Source organism: Actinospica acidithermotolerans (genome assembly GCF_018139625.1).
GTDB lineage: Bacteria > Actinomycetota > Actinomycetes > Streptomycetales > Catenulisporaceae > Actinospica > Actinospica acidithermotolerans.
On the sequence record NZ_JAGSOH010000093.1, the window covers coordinates 1 to 20,581 of the forward strand.

16 protein-coding genes, 2 pseudogenes and 1 riboswitch are annotated in these 20,581 nt (G+C 71.2%); of the genes and pseudogenes, 8 read left to right on the forward strand and 10 right to left on the reverse strand.

Annotation, left to right across the window (positions count from 1 at the left end):
* On the forward strand, positions 1-273 hold a 273-nt coding region (locus tag KDK95_RS25200; RefSeq protein ID WP_212520766.1), incomplete at its 5' end, for a DUF3263 domain-containing protein.
* Positions 274-284: 11 nt separating this feature from the next.
* On the opposite strand, the gene KDK95_RS25205 is transcribed toward KDK95_RS25200, so the two are convergent.
* From KDK95_RS25205 to KDK95_RS25215, 3 genes are all read right to left on the reverse strand, one after another.
* The gene (locus KDK95_RS25205; protein ID WP_212520767.1) at positions 285-1,190 is read right to left on the reverse strand and encodes a HEAT repeat domain-containing protein; all 906 of its coding nucleotides are present in this window, start codon (positions 1,188-1,190) and stop codon (positions 285-287) included.
* Positions 1,191-1,219: 29 nt separating this feature from the next.
* A complete protein-coding gene (locus tag KDK95_RS25210; protein WP_212520786.1) occupies positions 1,220-1,822 on the reverse strand; it encodes a thymidine kinase in 603 nt (200 codons plus the stop codon).
* A 75-nt stretch (positions 1,823-1,897) separates the two neighbouring features.
* The gene (locus tag KDK95_RS25215) at positions 1,898-3,382 is read right to left on the reverse strand and encodes an alpha,alpha-trehalose-phosphate synthase (UDP-forming) (RefSeq protein WP_372463389.1); all 1,485 of its coding nucleotides are present in this window, start codon (positions 3,380-3,382) and stop codon (positions 1,898-1,900) included.
* A gap of 101 nt (positions 3,383-3,483) precedes the next feature.
* A riboswitch (SAM riboswitch) is annotated at positions 3,484-3,619 on the forward strand.
* Positions 3,620-3,633: 14 nt separating this feature from the next.
* Between KDK95_RS25215 and thrC the strand changes: the two genes are divergently transcribed.
* The 4 genes from thrC (at position 3,634) to groL (ending at position 7,802) form a co-directional block, all read left to right on the forward strand.
* Complete coding sequence (gene thrC, locus KDK95_RS25220) at positions 3,634-4,905, forward strand: threonine synthase (protein ID WP_212520769.1); 1,272 nt, start codon at positions 3,634-3,636, stop codon at positions 4,903-4,905.
* Positions 4,906-4,992: 87 nt separating this feature from the next.
* Entirely contained in the window at positions 4,993-5,271 is a 279-nt protein-coding gene (locus KDK95_RS25225) for a ubiquitin-like small modifier protein 1 (protein WP_212520770.1), read from the forward strand.
* Between the two features lie 425 nt (positions 5,272-5,696).
* The gene (locus tag KDK95_RS25230) at positions 5,697-5,900 is read left to right on the forward strand and encodes a cold-shock protein (protein ID WP_034266409.1); all 204 of its coding nucleotides are present in this window, start codon (positions 5,697-5,699) and stop codon (positions 5,898-5,900) included.
* Positions 5,901-6,176: 276 nt separating this feature from the next.
* Positions 6,177-7,802, forward strand: coding sequence for a chaperonin GroEL (groL, locus tag KDK95_RS25235; RefSeq protein WP_212520771.1), 1,626 nt, complete (start codon positions 6,177-6,179; stop codon positions 7,800-7,802).
* A 139-nt stretch (positions 7,803-7,941) separates the two neighbouring features.
* On the opposite strand, the pseudogene KDK95_RS25240 reads toward groL, so the two are convergent.
* From KDK95_RS25240 to KDK95_RS25255, 4 genes and pseudogenes are all read right to left on the reverse strand, one after another.
* Positions 7,942-9,393: pseudogene (locus tag KDK95_RS25240) on the reverse strand (putative PEP-binding protein); the annotation flags it as partial.
* Between the two features lie 95 nt (positions 9,394-9,488).
* Positions 9,489-9,752 (reverse strand): HPr family phosphocarrier protein, encoded by a 264-nt coding sequence (locus tag KDK95_RS25245; RefSeq protein ID WP_212520772.1) that lies wholly within the window; start codon positions 9,750-9,752, stop codon positions 9,489-9,491.
* 50 nt (positions 9,753-9,802) lie between these two features.
* Complete coding sequence (locus KDK95_RS25250) at positions 9,803-10,258, reverse strand: PTS sugar transporter subunit IIA (RefSeq protein WP_212520788.1); 456 nt, start codon at positions 10,256-10,258, stop codon at positions 9,803-9,805.
* A gap of 47 nt (positions 10,259-10,305) precedes the next feature.
* Positions 10,306-10,536 (reverse strand): PTS sugar transporter subunit IIB, encoded by a 231-nt coding sequence (locus KDK95_RS25255; RefSeq protein ID WP_212520773.1) that lies wholly within the window; start codon positions 10,534-10,536, stop codon positions 10,306-10,308.
* A 156-nt stretch (positions 10,537-10,692) separates the two neighbouring features.
* On the opposite strand from KDK95_RS25255, the gene KDK95_RS25260 reads away from it, so the two are divergent.
* Both KDK95_RS25260 and KDK95_RS25265 read left to right on the forward strand, forming a co-directional pair.
* A complete protein-coding gene (locus KDK95_RS25260; RefSeq protein ID WP_212520774.1) occupies positions 10,693-11,499 on the forward strand; it encodes a GntR family transcriptional regulator in 807 nt (268 codons plus the stop codon).
* Positions 11,500-11,585: 86 nt separating this feature from the next.
* Positions 11,586-12,614 (forward strand): annotated as a pseudogene (locus KDK95_RS25265) (PTS transporter subunit EIIC); the annotation flags it as partial.
* Positions 12,615-12,801: 187 nt separating this feature from the next.
* On the opposite strand, the gene KDK95_RS37155 reads toward KDK95_RS25265, so the two are convergent.
* Both KDK95_RS37155 and KDK95_RS25275 read right to left on the reverse strand, forming a co-directional pair.
* Positions 12,802-13,596: a TetR/AcrR family transcriptional regulator gene (locus tag KDK95_RS37155; protein ID WP_282971611.1), complete on the reverse strand. Its 795-nt coding sequence runs from the start codon at positions 13,594-13,596 to the stop codon at positions 12,802-12,804.
* Between the two features lie 267 nt (positions 13,597-13,863).
* Complete coding sequence (locus KDK95_RS25275) at positions 13,864-17,166, reverse strand: glucodextranase DOMON-like domain-containing protein (protein WP_212520776.1); 3,303 nt, start codon at positions 17,164-17,166, stop codon at positions 13,864-13,866.
* A gap of 391 nt (positions 17,167-17,557) precedes the next feature.
* On the opposite strand from KDK95_RS25275, the gene KDK95_RS25280 reads away from it, so the two are divergent.
* Positions 17,558-19,726 carry a HelD family protein gene (locus KDK95_RS25280; RefSeq protein ID WP_212520777.1) on the forward strand — a complete coding sequence of 723 codons (2,169 nt, stop codon included), beginning with the start codon at positions 17,558-17,560 and terminating at the stop codon, positions 19,724-19,726.
* A gap of 6 nt (positions 19,727-19,732) precedes the next feature.
* Here the strand turns inward: KDK95_RS25280 and KDK95_RS25285 are convergent, their stop codons facing one another.
* Positions 19,733-20,434: a copper homeostasis protein CutC gene (locus KDK95_RS25285; RefSeq protein ID WP_212520778.1), complete on the reverse strand. Its 702-nt coding sequence runs from the start codon at positions 20,432-20,434 to the stop codon at positions 19,733-19,735.
* Positions 20,435-20,581 lie beyond the last annotated feature (147 nt).

Sequence of the window (20,581 nt, forward strand, 5' to 3'; positions counted from 1 at the left end):
GGCCGAGCCGCGGACGACGAGACCCCTGGCACCTCGGCCGCTCCGCCGCGGCTCGGCCCCCGTGAACGCGCCGTCCTCGAGTTCGAGACCCGCCGCTTCAAGAACGCGGGCCGCAAGGAGCAGGCGATCCGCGACGAGTTCGACCTCTCGCCGACCCGGTACTACCAGATAGTCAACGCCCTCCTCGACGACCCCGCCGCGCTGGCCCACAACCCCACCCTCGTCGCCCGCCTCCGCCGCCTGCGCGAGCTCAGGCAGCAGGCGCGGCGGTAGCCGGAGAAGGTTCAGGCCGATCCGCAGGCGGCGATGGCCGCGTCGAGCATCTCGGCGCGCTCGGCCGGATCGGGGTAAAGATCAGGCCGGACACGCTCGGCCCACCGCACTTCCCACAGCTCCCGCAGCCGCAGTCGAATCCGCTCCCGCGCCGCCGGAGTCGCGGCCTCGACCTCCACCCCGCTGCACAGGTCGACGAACGGCCACGCCGGCTCCGCCGCGTCCAGCTCCTGAGCTACCAGATCGAGACGGCGCGGGAGGTCGTCGATCGTCGTGATGACGAGAGCCGCGCATCGTATCTCGGGCTCGGGATCGGCCAGGTAGTCGGCGAACAACTCGGCCGCGCGCTCGAGACACTCGGGATCGTCCTGTGCGAGCAGGTAGAGCCCGGCCGCCGCCCTGATCCGGACATCGGAGTCCTCATCCTCCTCCAGCGCCTGGACGAGAGCCTGCTCGATACCCGCGTCACCGACCGCGTTCTCCACGGTGGCGATCAGCTGGGCTGCGCTGGCGCGCACCCGCGCATCAGTGTGCTGCAGCAGCGCGAGCAGCATCGCCGCGTTCGTTCCGCCGAGTTGCGCATAGGGATGGAGCGCCGCCGACAGCACGGCCGGATCCTGGTCCCATTCGCAGATCTCGTCGAGCAGGACCCGACCGGCCTCCCGAATCCCGGGGCCCGGGCTGCCGAGGATGAAGACGCCGTCCAATATCTGGCCGGCCAGCGCCATCGACGACGGGTCGCCCGAACGCATGAGCGTCTCCCCGGCCTCGTAGACCAGCGCGGTATCGAGGCCCCTGAGCTCCGCGAGCACCACCCAGCGCCGGTAATCCTCCATGGGATAACCCAGCGCACGGCGGATGATCCTCGTGATCTCCTCCATCTTCGCCACGCGCCGCCACCCGAGCCCCATCCTCATCTGTGCCCCCACCTCGCCCTCTACAGCGGTCAGAGCCCGACCTGCGCGCGGCGCTCGCGGTGATGCGTGCGGCACAGGACCTCGTAGCCGATGGCCTGGTCGCGGCCGACGTCGCCGACCACCTTCTGCTCGCCCTCGACGACCATCTCGCCGTCCACCGTGCGGGCGTTGTGGGTGGCCCGGGCGCCGCACCAGCAGACCGTCTCGACCTGCAGTATCTCGAGGCGGTCGGCGAGCTCGATCAGCCGCTGCGAGCCGGGGAAGAGCCGGGTGCGGAAGTCGGTGGTGATCCCGAAGGCGAACACGTCGAGCTTCAGCTCATCCACGACGAGGGCGAGCTGCTCGACCTGCTCGGGGTCCAGGAACTGCGCTTCGTCGCAGATCACGTAGTCGATCTCCGGGTCCTGCTTCACGGCCGCCTTCACGTAGGCGTGGACGTCTATCCCGGGCCGCACCTCGACCGCGGCCGTGGACAGGCCGAGCCGGCTGGAGAGCACGCCCTCGCCCGCCCGGTCGTCCCGCGTGAAGACCACGCCGCGCCTGCCCCGCGCCGAGCGGTTGTGGTCCATCTGCAGGGCGAGGGTGGACTTCCCGCAGTCCATGGTCCCGGTGAAGAAGACGAGCTCGGACATGGCGGCGGGGCTCTCCTGGGCGCGGGCGACGGCGGGCAACCCGGAGAGTCTAGCGAGGGAGCCGGCGGTTCTCCCTCACAGCTCCTCCAGGGCTTCCAGCTGCTGGGAGAACCACTTCTGCGGGGGCAGGGCGCCGCCGGCCTCGGCCAGGCGGGCACAGCGTGCGGCGCGGTCCGCGGCGTTCTGGGAGAGGGCGGCGTGCATCGCCTCGGCGGTGGCGGTGACGTCGTACGGGTTGACGGTGAAGGCGTCGGCGGCCAGCTCGGCGTAGGCGCCCGCCTCGCGTGAGAGGACCAGCGCGGTGGAGCGGCCGGCGGCCTGCGCGATGATCGGGATCTCCTTGGCCACCAGGTTCATCCCGTCCCGGATCGGGTTCACCACGGCCACGTCGGCCATCCGGTAGGCGGCGAGCGATCTCGCGAAGTCGTCCTCGACGTGCACCATCAGCGGGAGCCAGCCGGGATGCTCCGGGGAGGCGAACTCGACCTCGATCTCCTTGGCCAGCCGCTGCACGGACGCGGTGTACTCGCGGTATTCGGCCAGGTCGGTGCGGCTCGGGTAGGCGAAGGCGATGTGCACGATCTTGCCGCGCCACTCGGGGTGGGTGCGCAGCAGCTGGGCGTAGGCCTCGAGGCCGCGGACGATGTTCTTCGACAGTTCGGTGCGGTCGACGCGGACCAGCACCTGCCTGCCCTCGCCCACCGCGGCGCGCAGCTCCTGCTCGCGGCGGGCAACGTCGGGCTGCGCGGAGCGCTCGATCAGCGCGGGGGCGTCCACGCCGAGCGAGTGCACGCCGAGCTGCCCGGGGGCGGGGCGGCGGCCGAGTACGGCCTGGCAGCAGTCGGCGAACGCGTCGGCCCAGCGGCGGGTCAGGAAGCACGTGCGGTCCGCGCCGAGCATGCCCTCGAGGATCTCCGCGGCGACAGCGTCCGGGAGGATCCGGAAATAGTCCGGCGGGGCCCACGGGGTGTGCGAGAAATGCCCGATCCGCAGATCGGGACGCAGCTGCCTGAGAAACTTCGGGGCCAGGCAGAGGTGGTAATCCTGAATAAGGACTCTGGCTCCTTCGGCGGCCTCCTCGGCCAGCGCCTCGGCGAAGGCCCGGTTGTACGCCTCGAAGGCCCGCCACTGCGCCGCGAACTCGGGGCCGAAGGCCGGGCTGGTCGGGGTCGCGTAGAGCATGTGCTGGACGAACCAGAGCGTCGAGTTGGCGACGCCGTTGTACGCGGCGTGGAAGGTCTCCGGGTCGATGTCCAGCATCCGCACCGCGGCGCCGCCGTCCTGGTCGAGCAGCCCGGAGCGGTCCAGCCGGCCGCCCGGCGACCTGCGGGCCGCCTCGCGGTCCCCCGCGGACAGCGCGGCGCAGACCCAGACCGCTTCTCCCGGGTCGGCCTCGATCGAGGACAGGCCGGAGACCAGGCCGCCGCCGCCGCGGCTGGCGGTCAGCTCCCCGCCGCCGGCCGCGAGCCGGAAGGAGACCGGGCCGCGGTTGGATGCGAGCAGCACCCGCGCGGAGCGGACGGACTGGTTGCGTTGCGATTCACCCGAGTCGGACACGATTACTTGCTATCTCCCTATGCGGACGGGTGCAAACGCTCTCGACCGTGGTCGGGTACAGTGGCTGGCAGGGCGTACGTGCCCTACACAACTGCATAAGGATCAGCTCATCCAGAGGAGCAGAGGGTACGGCCCGATGAAGCTCCGGCAACCACCCAGGATTCTCCCCGCACTCGCGAGGCCCGGCCTGGGAGCAGGTGCCAAATCCGGCCCGTCGACAGTCGACGGGGAAGATGAGGGAAAGGCCTCGCCCGATGACCACTGCCCAGCTCGCCGACTCCGCCGTCTCCTTCGGCCCGGCGGTCGCCCTCTCCTGCCGCGAATGCGGGGCGCGTATCCCGCTCGGGCCCCACTACGTCTGCGTGGAGTGCTTCGGCCCGCTCGAGATCGCCTACGACTTCCACCAGCCCGGACGCCCGGCCGTCACCCGCGAGCTGATCGAGTCGGGCCCCGCCTCCATCTGGCGCTACGCCCCGCTGCTGCCGGTCCCGGCCGACGTGGCGGCCAAGCCCAACCTCAACCCCGGCTGGACCCGCCTGGTGCACGCGCGCAACCTGGGCAGGGAGCTCGGCCTGCGGAAGCTGCACATCAAGGACGACACCGGCAACCCGACGCACTCCTTCAAGGACCGGGTCGTGGCGATCGCGCTCGAGGCGGCGCGCACCTTCGGCTTCACCACCCTGTCCTGCTCGTCCACCGGCAACCTGGCCGGCGCGGTGTGCGCCGCCGCGGCCCGGGCCGGGCTCCGGGCCTGCGTGTTCATCCCGGCCGGCCTCGAGCAGGCCAAGATCGTGATGGCCGCCGTCTACGGCGGCGAGCTGATCGCGATCGACGGCACCTACGACGAGGTCAACCGGTTCTGCTCTGAGCTGATCGGCGACGAGGCCGGCGAGGGCTGGGGCTTCGTGAACGTGAACCTGCGGCCTTACTACGCCGAGGGCTCCAAGACGCTGGCCTACGAGATCGCGGAGCAGCTCGGCTGGAAGCTGCCCGAGCAGATCGTCATCCCGATCGCCTCCGGCTCGCAGCTGACCAAGATCGACAAGGGCTTCAAGGAGCTGATCGCGCTCGGCCTGGTCGAGGACCGGCCGTACAAGGTCTTCGGCGCGCAGGCGAACGGCTGCTCCCCGGTCTCGGCCGCGTTCAAGGCCGGGCACGACGTGGTCCAGCCGGTCCGCCCCGATACCATCGCCAAGTCGCTGGCCATCGGCAACCCGGCGGACGGCCCGTACGTGCTGGACATCGCCCGGCGCACCGGCGGCGCGGTGGAGGACGTGACCGACGCCGAGGTGGTCGACGCGATCCGGCTGCTGGCCCGCACCGAGGGCGTGTTCGCGGAAACCGCGGGCGGAGTCACCGTGGGAGTGCTGCGCAAGCTCGTGGAAACGGGCAAGCTTGACCCCGACGCGGAGACCGTCGTCATCAACTCCGGGGACGGACTCAAGACCCTGGACGCGGTGGCCGACGCGGGTGTCACCGCGACGATCAAGCCGAGCCTCGCGGCGTTCCACGCGGCGCGCGGCTAGTTCGAAGACACGGTCCAGGCACCGACCGCCCGAGCGCCCCAACCGATGAGACCGCGCGTCGCGACGCGCATCCAGAAAGGCCCTTCCATGGCAGTGACCGTCCGCATCCCGACCATCCTGCGCACCTACACCGGCGGCTCCGCCGAGGTCTCGGCCCAGGGCGCGACCCTGGCCGAGGTCATCGAGGACCTCGAGTCGAACCACCCGGGCCTGCGCGCCCGGCTGCTCGACGACGCGGGAAAGCTGCGCCGCTTCGTGAACGTGTACGTGGACGACGACGACGTCCGTTTCGCGGACGGCCTGGCCACCGCGACGGGCGAGGGCGCGAAGCTGAGTATCATTCCGGCCGTCGCAGGTGGCTGCTGAGCGCGAAGCTGAGTATCACTGTGACTACCGACCCGGCCGTCGCAGGTGGCTGCTGAGCGCGACACCACCCCGGCCGTCGCAGGCGGTTGCCGAGTAGGCGACCTGTCGGAGGTTCAACATCCGTCCATGGAACGAGATGATCAGTAACCGTCCGATTACAGTTTAGCGGCGGCCCGTAAAAAACACCCTGATATGCCCCGTTTAGGCCCGGTTTTTCGCAGGTCCGTACCACAGACGGATTTGCTTCAGAGCCTGTTGCCCACCCGGCCGCAAAGGATACTCTCGGCGCCGGTCGCACAGTTCAGCGAGGCTCCATCGAGCGGAACTTAGGAACACCGACCCTGTTCGTATGACATGGGGCGGGGGACGTACGACCCCGGTCCCGCGTGGTGCGGGGCCGAGCAGGGCGGCAACAGGGAGTAAGCATGGCTCAGGGCACCGTCAAGTGGTTCAACGCGGAGAAGGGCTACGGCTTCATCGCGGTCGACGGTGGCGCGGACGTCTTCGTCCACTACAGCGCGATCCAGATGGACGGCTACCGCAGCCTCGAAGAGGGGCAGCGGGTCGAGTTCGAGATCTCGCAGGGCCAGAAGGGCCCGCAGGCGGACATGGTCCGCGCGATCCAGTAGTAGGCGGCAACACGCACCACGAGACGTATTGAGGGACGGCCCCGGTGGGGGTGCCGTCCCTCAATCGCGTCCGGGGGCGTCGCGCGCGTGGCGAATCCCGCCGCGGTCCGCCCGTTCGGCTTGCACTCAGGGGGGCAGAGTGCTAATCATGGGACCTGGCACTCCCGCATCGAGAGTGCTACCCGAAGAGCCGTACGTGGTGAGGGGCTCCGCCCCGGCCGTCGCGGGCGTCCACACGGCCTGGCTTGTCCACACTTGTGGGAGGACTGTACCGATATGGCTAAGATCATCGCCTTCGACGAAGAGGCTCGCCGCGGCCTTGAGCGGGGCATGAACACGCTCGCTGACGCCGTGAAGGTGACGCTCGGGCCGCGCGGGCGCAACGTCGTGCTGGAGAAGAAGTGGGGCGCCCCCACCATCACCAACGACGGCGTCTCCATCGCCAAGGAGATCGAGCTCGAGGACCCGTACGAGAAGATCGGCGCGGAGCTCGTCAAGGAAGTCGCCAAGAAGACCGACGACGTCGCGGGCGACGGCACCACCACCGCCACCGTGCTGGCCCAGGCGCTGGTCCGCGAGGGCCTGCGCAACGTCGCCGCCGGCGCCAACCCGATGGCCCTCAAGCGCGGCATCGAGGCCGCCGTCGAGTCCGTCGCCGCCGAGCTGCTGGCGATGGCCAAGGACGTCGAGACCCGCGAGCAGATCGCCTCCACCGCCTCCATCTCGGCCGCCGACCCGGCGATCGGCGAGCTGATCGCCGAGGCCATGGACAAGGCCGGCAAGGAAGGCGTCATCACCGTCGAGGAGTCCAACACCTTCGGCCTCGAGCTCGAGCTCACCGAGGGCATGCGCTTCGACAAGGGCTACATCAACTTCTACTTCGCCACCGACATGGAGCGGCAGGAGGCGGTCCTCGAGGACCCGTACATCCTGATCGCCAACCAGAAGATCGGCAACATCAAGGACCTGCTCCCGATCCTCGAGAAGGTCATGCAGCTGAACAAGCCGCTGCTGATCATCGCCGAGGACGTCGAGGGCGAGGCCCTGGCGACCCTCGTGGTCAACAAGATCCGCGGCACCTTCAAGTCCGTCGCCGTCAAGGCCCCGGGCTTCGGCGACCGCCGCAAGGCCATGCTGGGCGACATCGCGATCCTCACCGGCGGCCAGGTCATCACCGAGGAGGTCGGCCTCAAGCTCGACACCGTCGGCCTGGACCTGCTCGGCCGCGCTCGCAAGGTCGTGGTCACCAAGGACGAGACCACCATCGTGGACGGCGCCGGCGACGCGGACGCGATCGAGGGCCGCAAGGGCCAGATCCGCGCCGAGATCGAGAAGTCGGACTCGGACTACGACCGCGAGAAGCTGCAGGAGCGCCTCGCGAAGCTGGCCGGCGGCGTGGCCGTCATCAAGGCCGGCGCCGCGACCGAGGTCGAGCTCAAGGAGCGCAAGCACCGCATCGAGGACGCCGTGCGCAACGCGAAGGCGGCCGTCGAGGAGGGCATCGTCGCCGGCGGCGGCGTGGCGCTGCTGCAGGCCGCGGACAAGGCCTTCGAGAAGCTCGAGCTCGCGGGCGACGAGGCGACCGGCGCCGCGATCGTGAAGCTGGCCGTCGAGGCCCCGCTCAAGCAGATCGCCGTCAACGCCGGCCTCGAGGGCGGCGTCGTGGTCGAGAAGGTGCGCAACCTGGAGGCGGGCTTCGGCCTCAACGCCGCCAGCGGCGAGTACGTGGACATGCTGAAGGCGGGCATCATCGACCCGGCCAAGGTGACCCGGTCCGCGCTGCAGAACGCCGCGTCCATCGCCGCGCTGTTCCTGACCACCGAGGCGGTCATCGCCGACAAGCCGGAGAAGAACCCGGCCGCGCCGGCGGGCGGCATGCCCGGCGGGGACATGGACTTCTAAGAGGTCCGCGCAGTACGTACGGACAAGACCAGGCCTCGGCCCCGTTCCGCTTCGGCGGAGCGGGGCCGTCGTCGTTCTAGCGCAGCGCGGCGCGGACCTCGGCGAGCGCCGCCGGGGCCATGGAGAGCGAGGTGACGCCGAGCCGGATCAGCTCGGCCGCCAGGCGCGGATCCCCCGCCGCCTCGCCGCAGACGCCGACCGGCTTGCCGAGCTCGGCGCCGGCGTACGCGGTCATCGCGATGAGCTTGAGCACCGCCGGATGCCCGGCGTCCTGCAGCCCGCCGAGCGCGCCGACGAGGCGGTCGGCGGCCATCGTGTACTGCGTCAGGTCGTTCGTGCCGATGGAGGCGAAGTCGACCTCCGCCAGGATCTCGCGGGCGCACAGCGCGGCGGCCGGCACCTCGATCATCACGCCGACCTTGGCGATGCCGGCCTCGCGGGCCTTCGCGGCGAACCAGCGCGCTTCCTCCGCGTCGGCGATCATCGGGGCCATCACCCACAGGTCGACGCCGGTCCCCTCGGCCGCCGCGGCCATCGCGGCCAGCTGGGTCTCGAGCAGGTGCTCGTGCCCGGCGTCGCGGAAGGCCCGGATGCCGCGCACGCCCAGCGACGGGTTCGGCTCCTCGCCGAGCGGCAGGAAGGGCAGCGGCTTGTCGGCGCCCGCGTCGAGCGTGCGCGCGATGACGGTCATGCCCGCGAAGCCCTCGAACACGGCCCGATACGCCGTCAGCTGGTCCTCGTACGAGGGCGGCTCGTGCGCGCCGAGGTAGAGCACTTCGGTGCGGAACAGGCCGACGCCCTCGGCTCCGGCGGCGAGCGCGTCGGCCACGTCGACGGCGCCGCCGATGTTCGCCAGGAGTTTCACCTCGCGGCCGTCCGGGGTCCGGATCGGTTCGGTGCCGGCCGTCGCGAGCGCCGCTGCCTCGCGGCGGGCCGCCTCGCGCTCCCGCGCGCTCGCGACGAACTCGTCGGTCGGCGCGACGTAGACCGCGCCCTCGGACGCGTCCACCAGCAGCAGCTCGTCCTCGGTCAGCTCCAGCGCCCCGGCCACGCCGACGACCGCGGGGATGCCGCGCGCCCGGGCCAGGATCGCGGTGTGGCTCGTCGGGCCGCCCTGCTCGGTGACCAGGGCGAGGACCTTCTGCAGGTCGAGCAGCGCGGTGTCGGCGGGGGCCAGGTCGTGGGCGACCAGCACGAAGGGCTCGTCGCGCACCGGAACGCCGGGCATCGGGCGCCCGGCGGCCGCGGCGACGGCGCGCGCGGCCAGATCGTCCAGATCCGCGACGCGGGCGGCCAGGTACTCCCCGGCTCCGGCCAGCTGCGCGCGGAACACCCCGAAGGCCTCGAACACGGCGCGGCCGGCGGCCACGCCCACCGCGGTGCGGGCGGTCACCGCCTCGGCCAGCATCGGATCCTGCGCCATCAGCACCTGGGCCTCGAGGACCTCGGCGGCCTCGCCCCCGGCCAGCTCGGCGCGGCGGCCCAGCTCGGCGGCCACCAGGCGCAGCGCCGCGAGGGCCCGCTCGGCCTCCTCGGCCGGCGGCCCGGCGGGCGGCGTCAGCGGCCCCGGCGGCGGCTCGGGCACGCCCATCAGCGCGACGGGGCCGGCCACGCTGGCGCCCCCGATCCCCACCCCGTGCAGCCGACGCGAAGCCCCGTTCCCCGGCGAATCCTTCAAGCCTCAGCTCACCCTTCCAGGTCCTCCGTCAGCAGGTCGGCCAGCCGCTCGAGGATCTCGTCGGCACCGTCGCCCTCGGCCTCGAGCACCACGTCCTCGCCGCCGCGCACGTCCAGGCCGAGCACGGCCAGGATCGAGCGGGCGCTGACCGGATCCTTCCCCTCCTTGGCGATGGTCACCGGCAGCGACGCGGCGCTCGCTGCCTTCACGAACACCGCGGCGGGTCGGGCGTGCAGCCCCACTCTGGAGGCTACGGTCACAGTGCGCTGCATGGTAAGTCCACTCCCTCGGTCCAAGCGCTCTTCTCGCGGCCCCACCAGTATCAGGCCCAGGTGAACAGCCGGTCACCGGCACGCACCGGGCCGAGTGCGACCGAACCGGCCAGCGCCTCGGCCGCCGCGCGGTCGGCGTCCAGCGCGATCACCGGGCAGACCGGGCTGAGCCCGGCGGCCTCGACCGCGGCCGGGTTCCACCGGATGACCGGCGCGCCCGCCGGGACCACCCGGCCCTCCTCGGCCAGCAGTACGAAGCCGCCTCCGTCGAGGTTCACCGTATCGATCCCCAGGTGCACCAGCACACCGCGGCCGTCCTCGGCGGTCACCACGAAGGCGTGCGGCTTGAGTTTCACCAGGATGCCGGACACCGGGCTGACCACCACACCGGGACCGCGCACCGGGTCTATCGCGGCGCCCGGGCCGACCATGTGCTGCGCGAAGACCGCGTCCGGCACCTCGGCCAGCGCGATGGCGCGGCCGCCGACCGGCGCGACCACCGCCAGCGGCTCGGCGCGCAGCGGTCGGGCACGCTCGCGGGCGTTCAGGGTGTTCAGAGCAGATCCTCGATATCCATGCAGACCGTGTCCGCGTCGGGCCCGACCACCACCTGCACGACGGTGCCCGCGCGCATGACGCCGTGGACCCCGGCGCCCTTGAGCGCGGCCTCGTCGATCCGGGACGGGTCGTGCACCACGGTGCGCAGCCGGGTGATGCAGGGCTCGATCTCCATGATGTTGTCCGCCCCGCCGAGGGCGGCGAGGATCGCCTGCGCCTTGTTCATGGCTGCCTTTCCGTTGCGGTCTGTTGGCCGGCAGAGCCCCTCGCGTGCGCGAGCGGCTTGTCCCGGCCTGTGCAGTTGCGCTTGGATTTAACCGCAGCAGACCGTCTTGACAACAGTCGACCACAGGTGGTCTAGTCCGGTCCATAACAGTAGGACGTGACCCAGTTCACAGCAAGCGAGGGATCGATGGAGATCAATCCGCGTAGCCCGGTGCCCAAGCACCAGCAGCTGCGGGAAATCCTATTGGAGCTGATCGCCACCGAACTGGAGCCGGACTCCCCGATCCAGTCAGAGCGGGAGCTCGGCGAACGCTACGGCCTGTCCAGGATGACGGTCAGGCAGGCGGTGAACCAGCTGGTCGCGGACGGCAAGCTGTACCGGGTGCGCGGCCGCGGCACCTTCGTCGCGCAGCCCAAGATGGACCTGCAGATCCGGCTCGCCTCCTTCACCGAGGACATGAACCGCCGCGGCATGGTCCCGGCCTCGCGCACCCTGGCCTTCGAGCGGATCGAGGCCAGCCCGGCGCTGGCCAGGCAGCTGGAGCTGCAGCCGGGCGACGGGGTGATCCGGCTGGTCCGGCTGCGCTACGCGGACTCCATCCCGATGGCCGTCGAGCGCTGCCACATCCCGGAGCACCGGGTGCCCGGCATCCTCGCCCTCGGCTCGCCCAAATCGCTCTACCAGCTGCTCGCCGAGCACTACGGCCTCCCGCTGACCTGGGGCGAGCAGGTGATCGAGGCGGGCAACCCGGACCCGGACGAGGCCGCGCTGCTCGAGGTTCCGGCCACCGGCGTGGTGCTGCAGATGACGCGGCGTAGCTACAGCGACGACGTGCTCGTAGAGTATGCCTACTCCGCGTACCGAGCCGACCGGTACCAGCTGTGGGTGCCGCTCGAGCGCCCGGCCCAGCCGATCGTCAACCCGCGCGCCGCCGCCGCCAACCCCATCGAGGCACCTAGATGACAGCTCCCGCCGCGGACGGCCTTCCGCCCGCCGCGCCCGTGGCGAGCCGGATCCTGGCCGTTCTGCAGCGGATCGGCCGCTCCGTGATGCTGCCGATCGCGGTGATGCCCGCGGCCGGCGTGCTGCTGCGGCTCGGCTCGGACGACATCCTGGGCGAGCGGGGCGCCGGCGCGAGCGCGGTCGGGGAGCACGGCCTCTACCTGGCGAGCCTGACCGGCTGGCACTGGCTGGTCTACGTCCAGCACGTGTGCGCGGCCGCGGGCAACGGGATCTACAACTTCCTGCCGCTGCTGTTCGCGATCGGCGTCGCGGTGGGCTTCGCGAAGAAGGCGGACGGCACGGTGGCGCTGGCCGCGGCCGTCGGCTACCTGGTCTACAACGAGGTGACGGCGGCGGTCTTCGCGATGCCGATCACCGCGAGCCAGCAGTGGGCCACCACCTGGTACGGCACCACGACCGTGGACGGCCGGACCACGCTGAACACCACCGACGCGATCAACAAGAACCCGACCTACGTCCTCGGCGGCATCCTGGTCGGCATCCTCGCCGCGCTGCTCTACCAGCGCTTCCACCGGATCAAGCTGCCGACGTACCTGGCGTTCTTCGGCGGACGGCGCTTCGTGCCGATCGTCACCGCGTTCGCCGCGACGCTGCTCGGCGTGGTCATGGGCCTGATCTGGCAGTGGCCGGGCGCCGCGATCACCTCGCTGGGCAAGCTGGCGGCGGCGCACGCGAGCCTCGGGGCCGGCGCCTACGGGCTGATAGACCGGCTGCTGCTGCCCTTCGGCCTGCACCACATCCCGAACAACCTGGTGTGGACCTCGGCGGTCGGCGGGACGTGCAGCGAGGACGGCGTCACGTACATGGGGGACCAGGCCTGCTTCTTCCACGGGGACGGGAAGTCCGGGATGTTCATGACCGGCTTCTTCCCGATCATGATGTTCGCGCTGCCCGCCGCCGCGCTCGCGATCACCCGCTGCGCCCGGCCGGAGAAGCGCAAGGCGATCGGCGGCATCATGCTCTCCGCCGCGCTGTGCTCGTTCCTGACCGGGGTGACCGAGCCGATCGAGTTCGCGTTCCTGTTCGTCGCCCCGGCCCTGTTCGGCATCCACGCGGTACTCACCGGCGTCTCGATGGCGCTGTGCAACGCGCTCGGCATCCACGACGGATTCTCGTTCTCGGCCGGGCTGATCGACTACGTCTTCAACTTCGACATCGCGACCCGGCCGCTGCTGATCATCCCGATCGGGCTCGGCTTCGCGGCGCTCTACTACGCGCTGTTCACCTTCGCGATCAAGCGCTTCAACCTGATGACGCCGGGCCGAGAGCCGGACGAGGAGCCGGGTCCGCAGATTCCGGAGCAGGCGGCGGCGCAGCCTGATCCGGATCGGAGGCCGGATCCCGATCCGGATCCGGTTCGCTGATCAGGAATTCGCGCAGCAGCGCATCGGCCTCGCGTACCAGCGGCCGGACCACCTTGTACTTGGAGATGCGGGCGACCCGTGCCACGGTTCCGGCCGTGCGCTCGGCCAGCCGCCTGGTCCGCTCGGTCCGCGGCGACTTGTCGTGCGCCCAGTAGAGCGCGATGCCGAGATGGTGCAGCCACAGCATCTCCGGCAGCAGCCGCTCGATCTCCGCGTCGTAGCGCAGCTTGGAGCCGGTGAGCACCAGCCGGTGCAGTTCGATCACCGATTCCCGCGCCTGCTTGGATTCGGCGGAGAAGGGGCTGAGCGGGCTGGAGGGGTCGGCGGCGTTCTTGAAGAACTTGGCCGCGAAGCCGTGGTACGGCTCGGCCACGTCGAGCCACGTGGTCAGCACGATCCTGACCCGCTCGCCGAGGTCCGGCACCCCGCGCAGCGCTTCGGCGGCCACGGCCCGGTGCTCCTCGGCCAGCCGGTCGTAGAAGCCCTGGACGAGGTGCTCCTTGCTGGCGAAGTAGTAGTAGGCATTGCCGACGGAGACCCCGGCGCGCTGGGCGATCGCCCGCATCGTGGTCCCGTCGTAGCCGTGCTCGCGGAACAGCCCAAGCGCGGTCTCCAGGATCAGAGCCCTGGTGTGCTCGCTCTTGGGGGTCCCGGCCCGGAACGCTTCCCGCATCCGCTCCACCGTATATCCCCGGCAGTGAACCCGGCGCGGACCGACTCCCCTCCTCGTCGTCGATCCGCGGCCGGGCCGCAGCCTTGTGCCTGGGCCGTGGGCGGCACCGAGCAGAACCGTAGCGAGGTCCACCGACAGTTCCGCGCGCCCGCGGCCTGACCTCTTCCCGCCTCTCCCGCGAAAAGAGTTGAACGCGTTCGAAATCCCGCGCCGCGCGTGACTCTAGCGGAGATTTCGAACACGTTCAAACTCTGGATCACGGGTCTTTCAGGACACGGTGACACCCTCCAAGACGACCGGGCCCAGGGTTGGGTTGAGCTCGGTTTCCTGGGAGACGCCGGAGGGGGTGACGGTGTCCATGACCTTGGGGACCGTGGTGGGATCCACCGAGCAGATCGCCGAGGTGTCCCCCGAGGCGCAGACGCCGAACGAGTACGCGCCGGCCGTGCTGGTGAAGGCTCGCGCCTGGTCCGGGCTGTAGCCGTCCTGGCCGGTCAGCGCGATCGTGAACGTCCAGCCGGACGTCGGGGTGCCGAACTCTGATTCGGGCAGCGCGACGGTGATCGTGTTCGTCAGCGTGGAGGCGACGACGGCGGTCGGGGTGCCGATCGCGTTGCCGCTCGCGTCCTTCCAGACCGGCGAGGCGAAGCCCTGCACCTCGATCAGCTGGCTCCACGCGTCCGACGAGGCGATCGTGTAGTTGCGGCTGGCGTACGCGGCCGCGGTCGACGTCGTCGTGGCCGACGGATCGTGGATGTAGTAGTCCAGCAGCTGCGCGCCCATCGTGGCGCCGAAGGTCGGCGTCAGGTCGGCGAGCGTGAGCCGCAGGTAGACCTCGCCGTTCGCGGTGATGACCTGGAAACGGTTGATGTCGAACGATCCCGCGACGAACGCCGAAGCGGTCGGGTACTGATACGTCCCCGGACCGTCGTGCGTCCCGGTGTGCGTCACGTCGAGCACCGTCGTGCCGCCGGACACGTCACCGACCACCTGCGTCTGTGCGAAGCCGGTGGAATTGCCGGAGGTCGCAGCGACGCTGATCACGTTGGTGCCGAAGCCGACCGAGACCGTCGCGGAGAACGCTCCGGTCGAGTCGGCGGTGGTGCTCACGGTCGTCGCTGCTGAGGCTGTGTCCGTGTCCTGAGTCTCGATCGCGACGGAAGCGCCGGGCGCGGTCGTGCCGCTGACGGTCGTCGAGCCGCCCTCGATCGTGCTGCCGGACGACGGTGACGTGAGCGTGACGGACGCCGTGCCGGGAGCGCCGTGCGTGACGTAGCGCGCCGCGGTGATCTGCGGCGTGTCCACGGTCTTGCCGGCGCCGAGATCGACGATCAGCCGGAGCTCCTGCGCCTGCGCCCAGGTGAGCGGCGACGCGGAACCGGCGGCCTGGCCGTCCACGAAGCCGATGCTCGCGGAGGTCGGGTCCGAGCCGTACGGCGAGGCGGCGAGGTTCGGGTCCTCCCACACCTGCTCGGGAACGAGCCCGATGCCGCTGGCCGACGTCATCATGAAGTTCAGCTCGGCCCGCGCCGTCGAGGTGTCGTTCTCGGCGATCGCCGATTCCGCGCGCTCGCCGGAGAGCACGGGCCACAGGTGGCCGGTGCCGGTGTCCGTGGTCGGCCAGGGCTGGCCGTCGACCGTGCAGGAGGTCTGGCTGTTCACCGTCGAGCAGTCGCCGTAGCCGTCCGCGCTGCCGAGGCTCGCGCCGTCGCCGTAACGGTAGTAGCCGGTGCCGGACGGCGTGCCGACCGAGATCGTCTTGTCCAGCACGGAGAGCGAGTTCTGGAACGTCGGGTCGCTCGCGGGGAGCTCGCCGAGCCGGACGAGCTCCTGGAAGCCCCCGTCGATCACGCTGCGCTGGTCCACGCTCGGCGCGCCGTTCGAGAGCGAGTAGGTGGTCGCGGCGTTCGGGTCGCCGCCCTTGGACAGCCTGATGAAGTACGCGGCAGAGCTCTGCGAACCGGTCGTGGTGACGGTCCACTTCTTGATGTTGCGCTGGAAGTCGTCGGCCGTCGCCTGGTAGAGCGCGGCGTCGGCGCCCTCGCCGTGCGCCCGCGCGATGGCCGAGGCGGCGGTCAGCCCGGCGATCTCCGCCGCGATGGTGGAGGGCGAGTACCCGGACTGCTCCTCCCAGCGCTCGACGCCGAACGACGGGCCGTGCGATACCAGCCAGTCGGCCGCCGGCTTGATGTGGTCGGTCCACAGCGTCGAATCGCTGCCGAGACCGGTCTCGTACGCCATCAGGATCGGGTACGCGGTCTCATCGAGCTGGTCGCCGCCGGTGTCCGGCGCGGACTTGCCGTTGACGAGCGAGTTCCGCGGGATCTCGCCGGTGGACAACTGCTGCTTCTCCAGCAGGAACCGCGCGGCGTCGCGGGCCGTCGTAACGTCCCCGTCCGCCATCAGGCCGGTGAACGCCTCGTACAGGTCGCGGGCGAAGACCTCGCGGTACGAGCCAAAGTAGACGGCCTTGCCGCCGACGTACGCCCCGGCGTTCACCGACTGTCCCCAGGGCGAGGCCAGCGACGCGACGATGGCGCCCGAGTACGTCTTGTCCTCGCTCGCCTTGAGCACGTTGGCGTCGAGGTAGTAGGTGCGGGCGTACTGCGCGGGCGGCGGCTTCAGCTTGCCGTCGTACACGTGCCAGGTCGCCGCGTACATCCCCTGCGTGGCGACGAAGGGAATGCGGAGCGAGGTCTGCGCGGTATCCACAGCCTGTGACTGAGTGCGGCCGAAACCGAGCGCGAGGGTGAAGTCGGTGCCGTGGGTGACGGCCTCGGTGGCGACGATGTGGCCGTCGTCGGCTTCAGAGTACTGAGTCAGCGCGTGCGACGAGTCCAGCTGGTTCAGGCCGTCGCTCGACGTGCCCGCGTAGCCGACGCTGCCGGTTCCCGCGGACGTCGAGGTCAGCGCCATGTAGGTGGGCACCGCGTAGTCGCGGTTCACGGCTTCGGTCGAGGTCAGCGTGCTGAAGACGACGGGCACCCCGGACGCGTCGATCACACCGGTGTTGCCTCCCGCGTTCTGCGAGCCGCCACCGCCGTCGCCGTTCGCGTGGGCGTCGAGGCGGGCGTAGACGTGCAGCGCTGACAGGTTCGTGTGCTTGCCCGGCAGCGCGGACATCGTCGTGTGCATCAGGACCGTGTCACGCAGCGGGTCGGTGACGTAGGTCGTGGTCAGCGCGTAGCCGTGCGCCTTGTCCGTCGAGGTGACCGTGCAGGTCATGCCGGTCGAATCGGCCGCGACCGTGTAGGTCATGTCGCGGGTCTGCAGGTCCGTGAAGCTGGAGCCGTCGGTCACCACGTATTGCAGGGTGCTGACGTTGGTGTTGTCCACGGTGGGCTCGTAGACGTCGGAGAGCACGCCGTCCGCGACCGTGTACCAGACCTTCGAGGTCGAGTCCTGGGCGGTGCCGAGGCAGTCCTTGCGGGCCAGGTCGTAGTAGGACGCCGCGCCGGGACCGCCCGGCGTGGTCGCGGCGTGCGCGGCGGAGGCGCCGGCGGCAAAGGCGGTGGAGATGGTGAGTGCGCAGGTCAGAGCAAGGGTGAGCGATGATCGGGATCGCGTCATCGAGACCTCATCGTGGCAGGCGGGATCAGCCCGTCCGTCGGCGACGGACAGGCGGGCACCCGATGCCCTTTCTCTCTCGGAACTACTCGGTACCGCCGGACGCGCGCGACCGGGCCACGACATCCTCACGCGGCGCCGCACCGCCGCCCCGGAAGTCTTGACCCCCGCCTGTACAACCGCGCGCGTCCGGCGGAGACACCGGGCGCGTGGTGAGCAGCGTGGCCGCGAATCGACATTCTGTCAAGAACCCTGGTAAGGTGCTTGTCTCCATTTCACGCGGCAACACCCCGCCGCATCGCGCACGTACGGCCGTCGGGAGACCGGCTCGGACCTCTGCCTCCGGAATACACAACCAGATCAGCGTTCACGTGTGTTTTTTGGAGGCTTCGCCATGCCCGAAAACGGGGCGATCGCACAAGACCCGCAGGTCACGGCCGAACGAGAGCACCTCGAGGCATCCCGCGCCGCGCTGCGCGCGATGCGCGAGGACACCCTCGCGCTCAAGGCGCAGGGCGGCACCGGCTGGTCCACGGAGGTGCTCAACCTCGCCCTCCAGGCCCGCGCCGCGGCACTGGTGGACCGGCCCGACGTGCCGCTGTTCTTCGGCCGGCTCGACTACAGCGCCGAAGAAGAGTCCGAATTCACCGGCGAGCACTTCTACGTCGGCCGCCGCCACGTGCACGACGCGCACGGCGACCCGATGGTGGTGGACTGGCGCGCGCCGGTCTCGCTCGCCTTCTACCGGGCCAGCGCCAAGCAGAGCATGGGCCTCGCGCTGCGGCGGCGCTTCGGCTTCTCCGGCGGCGTGCTGACCGCGATCGAGGACGAGCCCTTCGGCGACGCGGCGCGGGACGGGGCAGCGCACGAGGCGGCCGGCGGCTCGCAGATCCTGCGCCAGGAGATCGAGCGGCCGCGCACCGGGCCGATGCGCGACATCGTCGCGACCATCCAGCCGGAGCAGGACGAGATCGTCCGCGCCGACCTGGGCACCAGCATCTGCGTGCAGGGGGCGCCGGGCACCGGGAAGACCGCCGTCGGCCTGCACCGCGTCGCCTTCCTGCTCTACGCCCACCGCGAGCGGATCAAGCGCGGCGGCGCCCTCGTCGTCGGGCCGAACCGGCAGTTCCTGAAGTACATCGAGCAGGTGCTGCCCGCCCTCGGCGAGATCGACGTCGCGCAGGCCACGGTCGACGAGCTGGTCGACCGCGCGCCCGTGCGCGCGACCGAGGACGGCGCCGTCGCCCGGCTCAAGGGCGACGTGCGGATGGCCGAGGTCCTGGCCAGAGCGGTGTGGGCGCACATCGCCGAACCGGCGGACTCGCTGCTCGTTGTCCGCGGCTCGCGGCGCTGGCGGGTGCCGGCGTACGAGGTGGCCGAGCACATCGAGGCGCTGCGCGGTCGCGACGTGCGCTACAGCGCCGGACGCACGATGCTCGCCCAGCGCATCGCCCACAGCGTGCTGACACGCATGGAGGAGGCCGGCGAGTCCCCGGACGACCGGGTGCAGAACGCCGTCGCCCGCAGCCAGCCGGTGCGCAAGGCGGTGGACCAGGCGTGGCCCGCCGTCGATCCGGCCAAGCTGCTGCACGCCCTCTTCAGCAGCCCGGAGCGCCTGGCCGCGGCAGCCGGCGACGTACTGACCGAGGAGGAACAGCGGTCGCTGCTCTGGACGAAGCCCCCGCGCTCCGCCGGCGCCGCACGCTGGACCGCGGCCGACGTCGTCCTGCTCGACGAGCTGGCCGACCTGCTGGAGCGCACCGCCTCGCTGGCCCACGTCGTCGTGGACGAGGCGCAGGACCTCTCGGCGATGCAGCTGCGCGCCGTCTCCCGCCGCTGCACGACCGGCTCCGTGACAGTGCTCGGCGACATCGCGCAGGCGACCACGCCGTGGGCCACCGGCTCGTGGTCGATCGCGCTGGAGCACCTGGGCAAGGCCGAGGCGCACATCGAGGAGCTGACCCAGGGCTTCCGCGTGCCCAGGCAGATCATCGAGTACGCGGCTCGCCTGCTGCCGTCGATCGCCCCCGAGCTCGCGCCGCCGACCTCGGTGCGCCAGCAGGGCGGCGGCCTCGAAGTGGTCGGCGCGAAGGACGACGCGGACCTCACCCGGCGCCTGGTGGAGATCGTCCGCGGCGCTCTCGGCGACGAAGGCTCCATCGGCCTCATCGCCGCCGACGCCGATCTGGATCGGATCGGCAGGTCGCTGGCGAAGGCGGGCATCCCGGCCGGCCGGCTGGACGCCGAGGAGCCGGCGGCCTCATCCGCCGAGGCGACGGGCTCCGCCGCCGAAGCAGAGGTCGCCCATGCAGTGGTCGCCAACGCAGCGGCCGCCGACGCAGCGGCCGCGGGACCGGAGTCCGGCCGGCTCGTCCTCGTTCCCGCGACCCTCGCCAAGGGCCTCGAGTACGACCAGGTCATCGTCGTCGAGCCGGGCGCCATCGCGGAAGCCGAGCACGACGCGCTGCTGGGACTGCGGCGCCTCTACGTCGTGCTGACCCGCGCCGTCACCCGGCTCACCGTGCTGCACGCCAGGCCGCTGCCCGCGGAGCTGGCGGTGTGAGAGCTCTCAGTCGTCGATAGCCTCGCGCCACCGGGCCACCAGCTCCGCGTCCACGTTCCCCGACCAGTCGGCCCCGTCCCGCACCGCCGACCCGACGTGGAAGTCGCGCAGCCCGGCGGCGCGCAGCACCGGCACGTCGGCCAGCTTCAACCCGCCGCCGACCAGGATCGCCAAGCCCTGCTCGCCGAGCGCCGCCTCCCGGGCGGCCTCGGCCCGCAGGACCGCGACGCCCTGCCCCGCAGGGAAGGGACCGCCCGAGGTGAGCACCGTGTCCAGCCCGGGAAGCGGCCGGATCGCCTCGTAGGCGGCGGCCCGGTCCGCGACGTGGTCCATCGCCTTGTGGAAGGTGAACGGCAGGCCGTGCCACGCGTCGCGCACCTTCTCGATCGCGGCCAGGTCCACCGCCCCGGCGCCGTCCAGCCAGCCGAGCACGAACTGATCCGCCCCCACCTCCCGCAGCCGCCGCCCCGCGGCCGCGATCTCCGCCGCTCCCTGCGCCCCGCCGATCGAGAAGTCCTCCCGCAGCCGCAGCATCACCCGCACCGGCACGTCCACCGCCGCGCGCACCTGCTCGACCGTCTCCAGCGCCGGGCAGAACCCGGCGAACTCCATCCCGCTGACCAGCTCGATCCGGTCGGCCCCGCCCTCCACCGCCGCCCGCGCGTCCCGCGCGTCCACGGCGATGACTTCCAGCAATCCGTTCGGCATGCCACTACCCTGCCATACCCCCGCGCACCCACAGACCGTAACCCCTCCGCAACGCGGGCGGGGCGGGCGTGCATGTGCGCGCGCCGTGCGACCCGTGCGCCGGGCGCGCTACCCCCGGCGGGCGGGTCGTGGGGTCACCGCAGGCCG

Coding starts and splice junctions, on each gene's coding strand:
- KDK95_RS25205 (WP_212520767.1), bottom strand. CDS start 1,190: ATGAGGATGGGGCTCGGGTGGCGGCGCGTGGCGAAGATGGAGGAGATC.
- KDK95_RS25230 (WP_034266409.1), top strand. CDS start 5,697: ATGGCTCAGGGCACCGTCAAGTGGTTCAACGCGGAGAAGGGCTACGGC.
- KDK95_RS25245 (WP_212520772.1), bottom strand. CDS start 9,752: ATGCAGCGCACTGTGACCGTAGCCTCCAGAGTGGGGCTGCACGCCCGA.
- KDK95_RS25275 (WP_212520776.1), bottom strand. CDS start 17,166: ATGACGCGATCCCGATCATCGCTCACCCTTGCTCTGACCTGCGCACTC.
- KDK95_RS25225 (WP_212520770.1), top strand. CDS start 4,993: ATGGCAGTGACCGTCCGCATCCCGACCATCCTGCGCACCTACACCGGC.
- groL (WP_212520771.1), top strand. CDS start 6,177: ATGGCTAAGATCATCGCCTTCGACGAAGAGGCTCGCCGCGGCCTTGAG.
- KDK95_RS25280 (WP_212520777.1), top strand. CDS start 17,558: ATGCCCGAAAACGGGGCGATCGCACAAGACCCGCAGGTCACGGCCGAA.
- KDK95_RS37155 (WP_282971611.1), bottom strand. CDS start 13,596: ATGCGGGAAGCGTTCCGGGCCGGGACCCCCAAGAGCGAGCACACCAGG.
- KDK95_RS25255 (WP_212520773.1), bottom strand. CDS start 10,536: ATGAACAAGGCGCAGGCGATCCTCGCCGCCCTCGGCGGGGCGGACAAC.
- KDK95_RS25210 (WP_212520786.1), bottom strand. CDS start 1,822: ATGTCCGAGCTCGTCTTCTTCACCGGGACCATGGACTGCGGGAAGTCC.
- KDK95_RS25285 (WP_212520778.1), bottom strand. CDS start 20,434: ATGCCGAACGGATTGCTGGAAGTCATCGCCGTGGACGCGCGGGACGCG.
- thrC (WP_212520769.1), top strand. CDS start 3,634: ATGACCACTGCCCAGCTCGCCGACTCCGCCGTCTCCTTCGGCCCGGCG.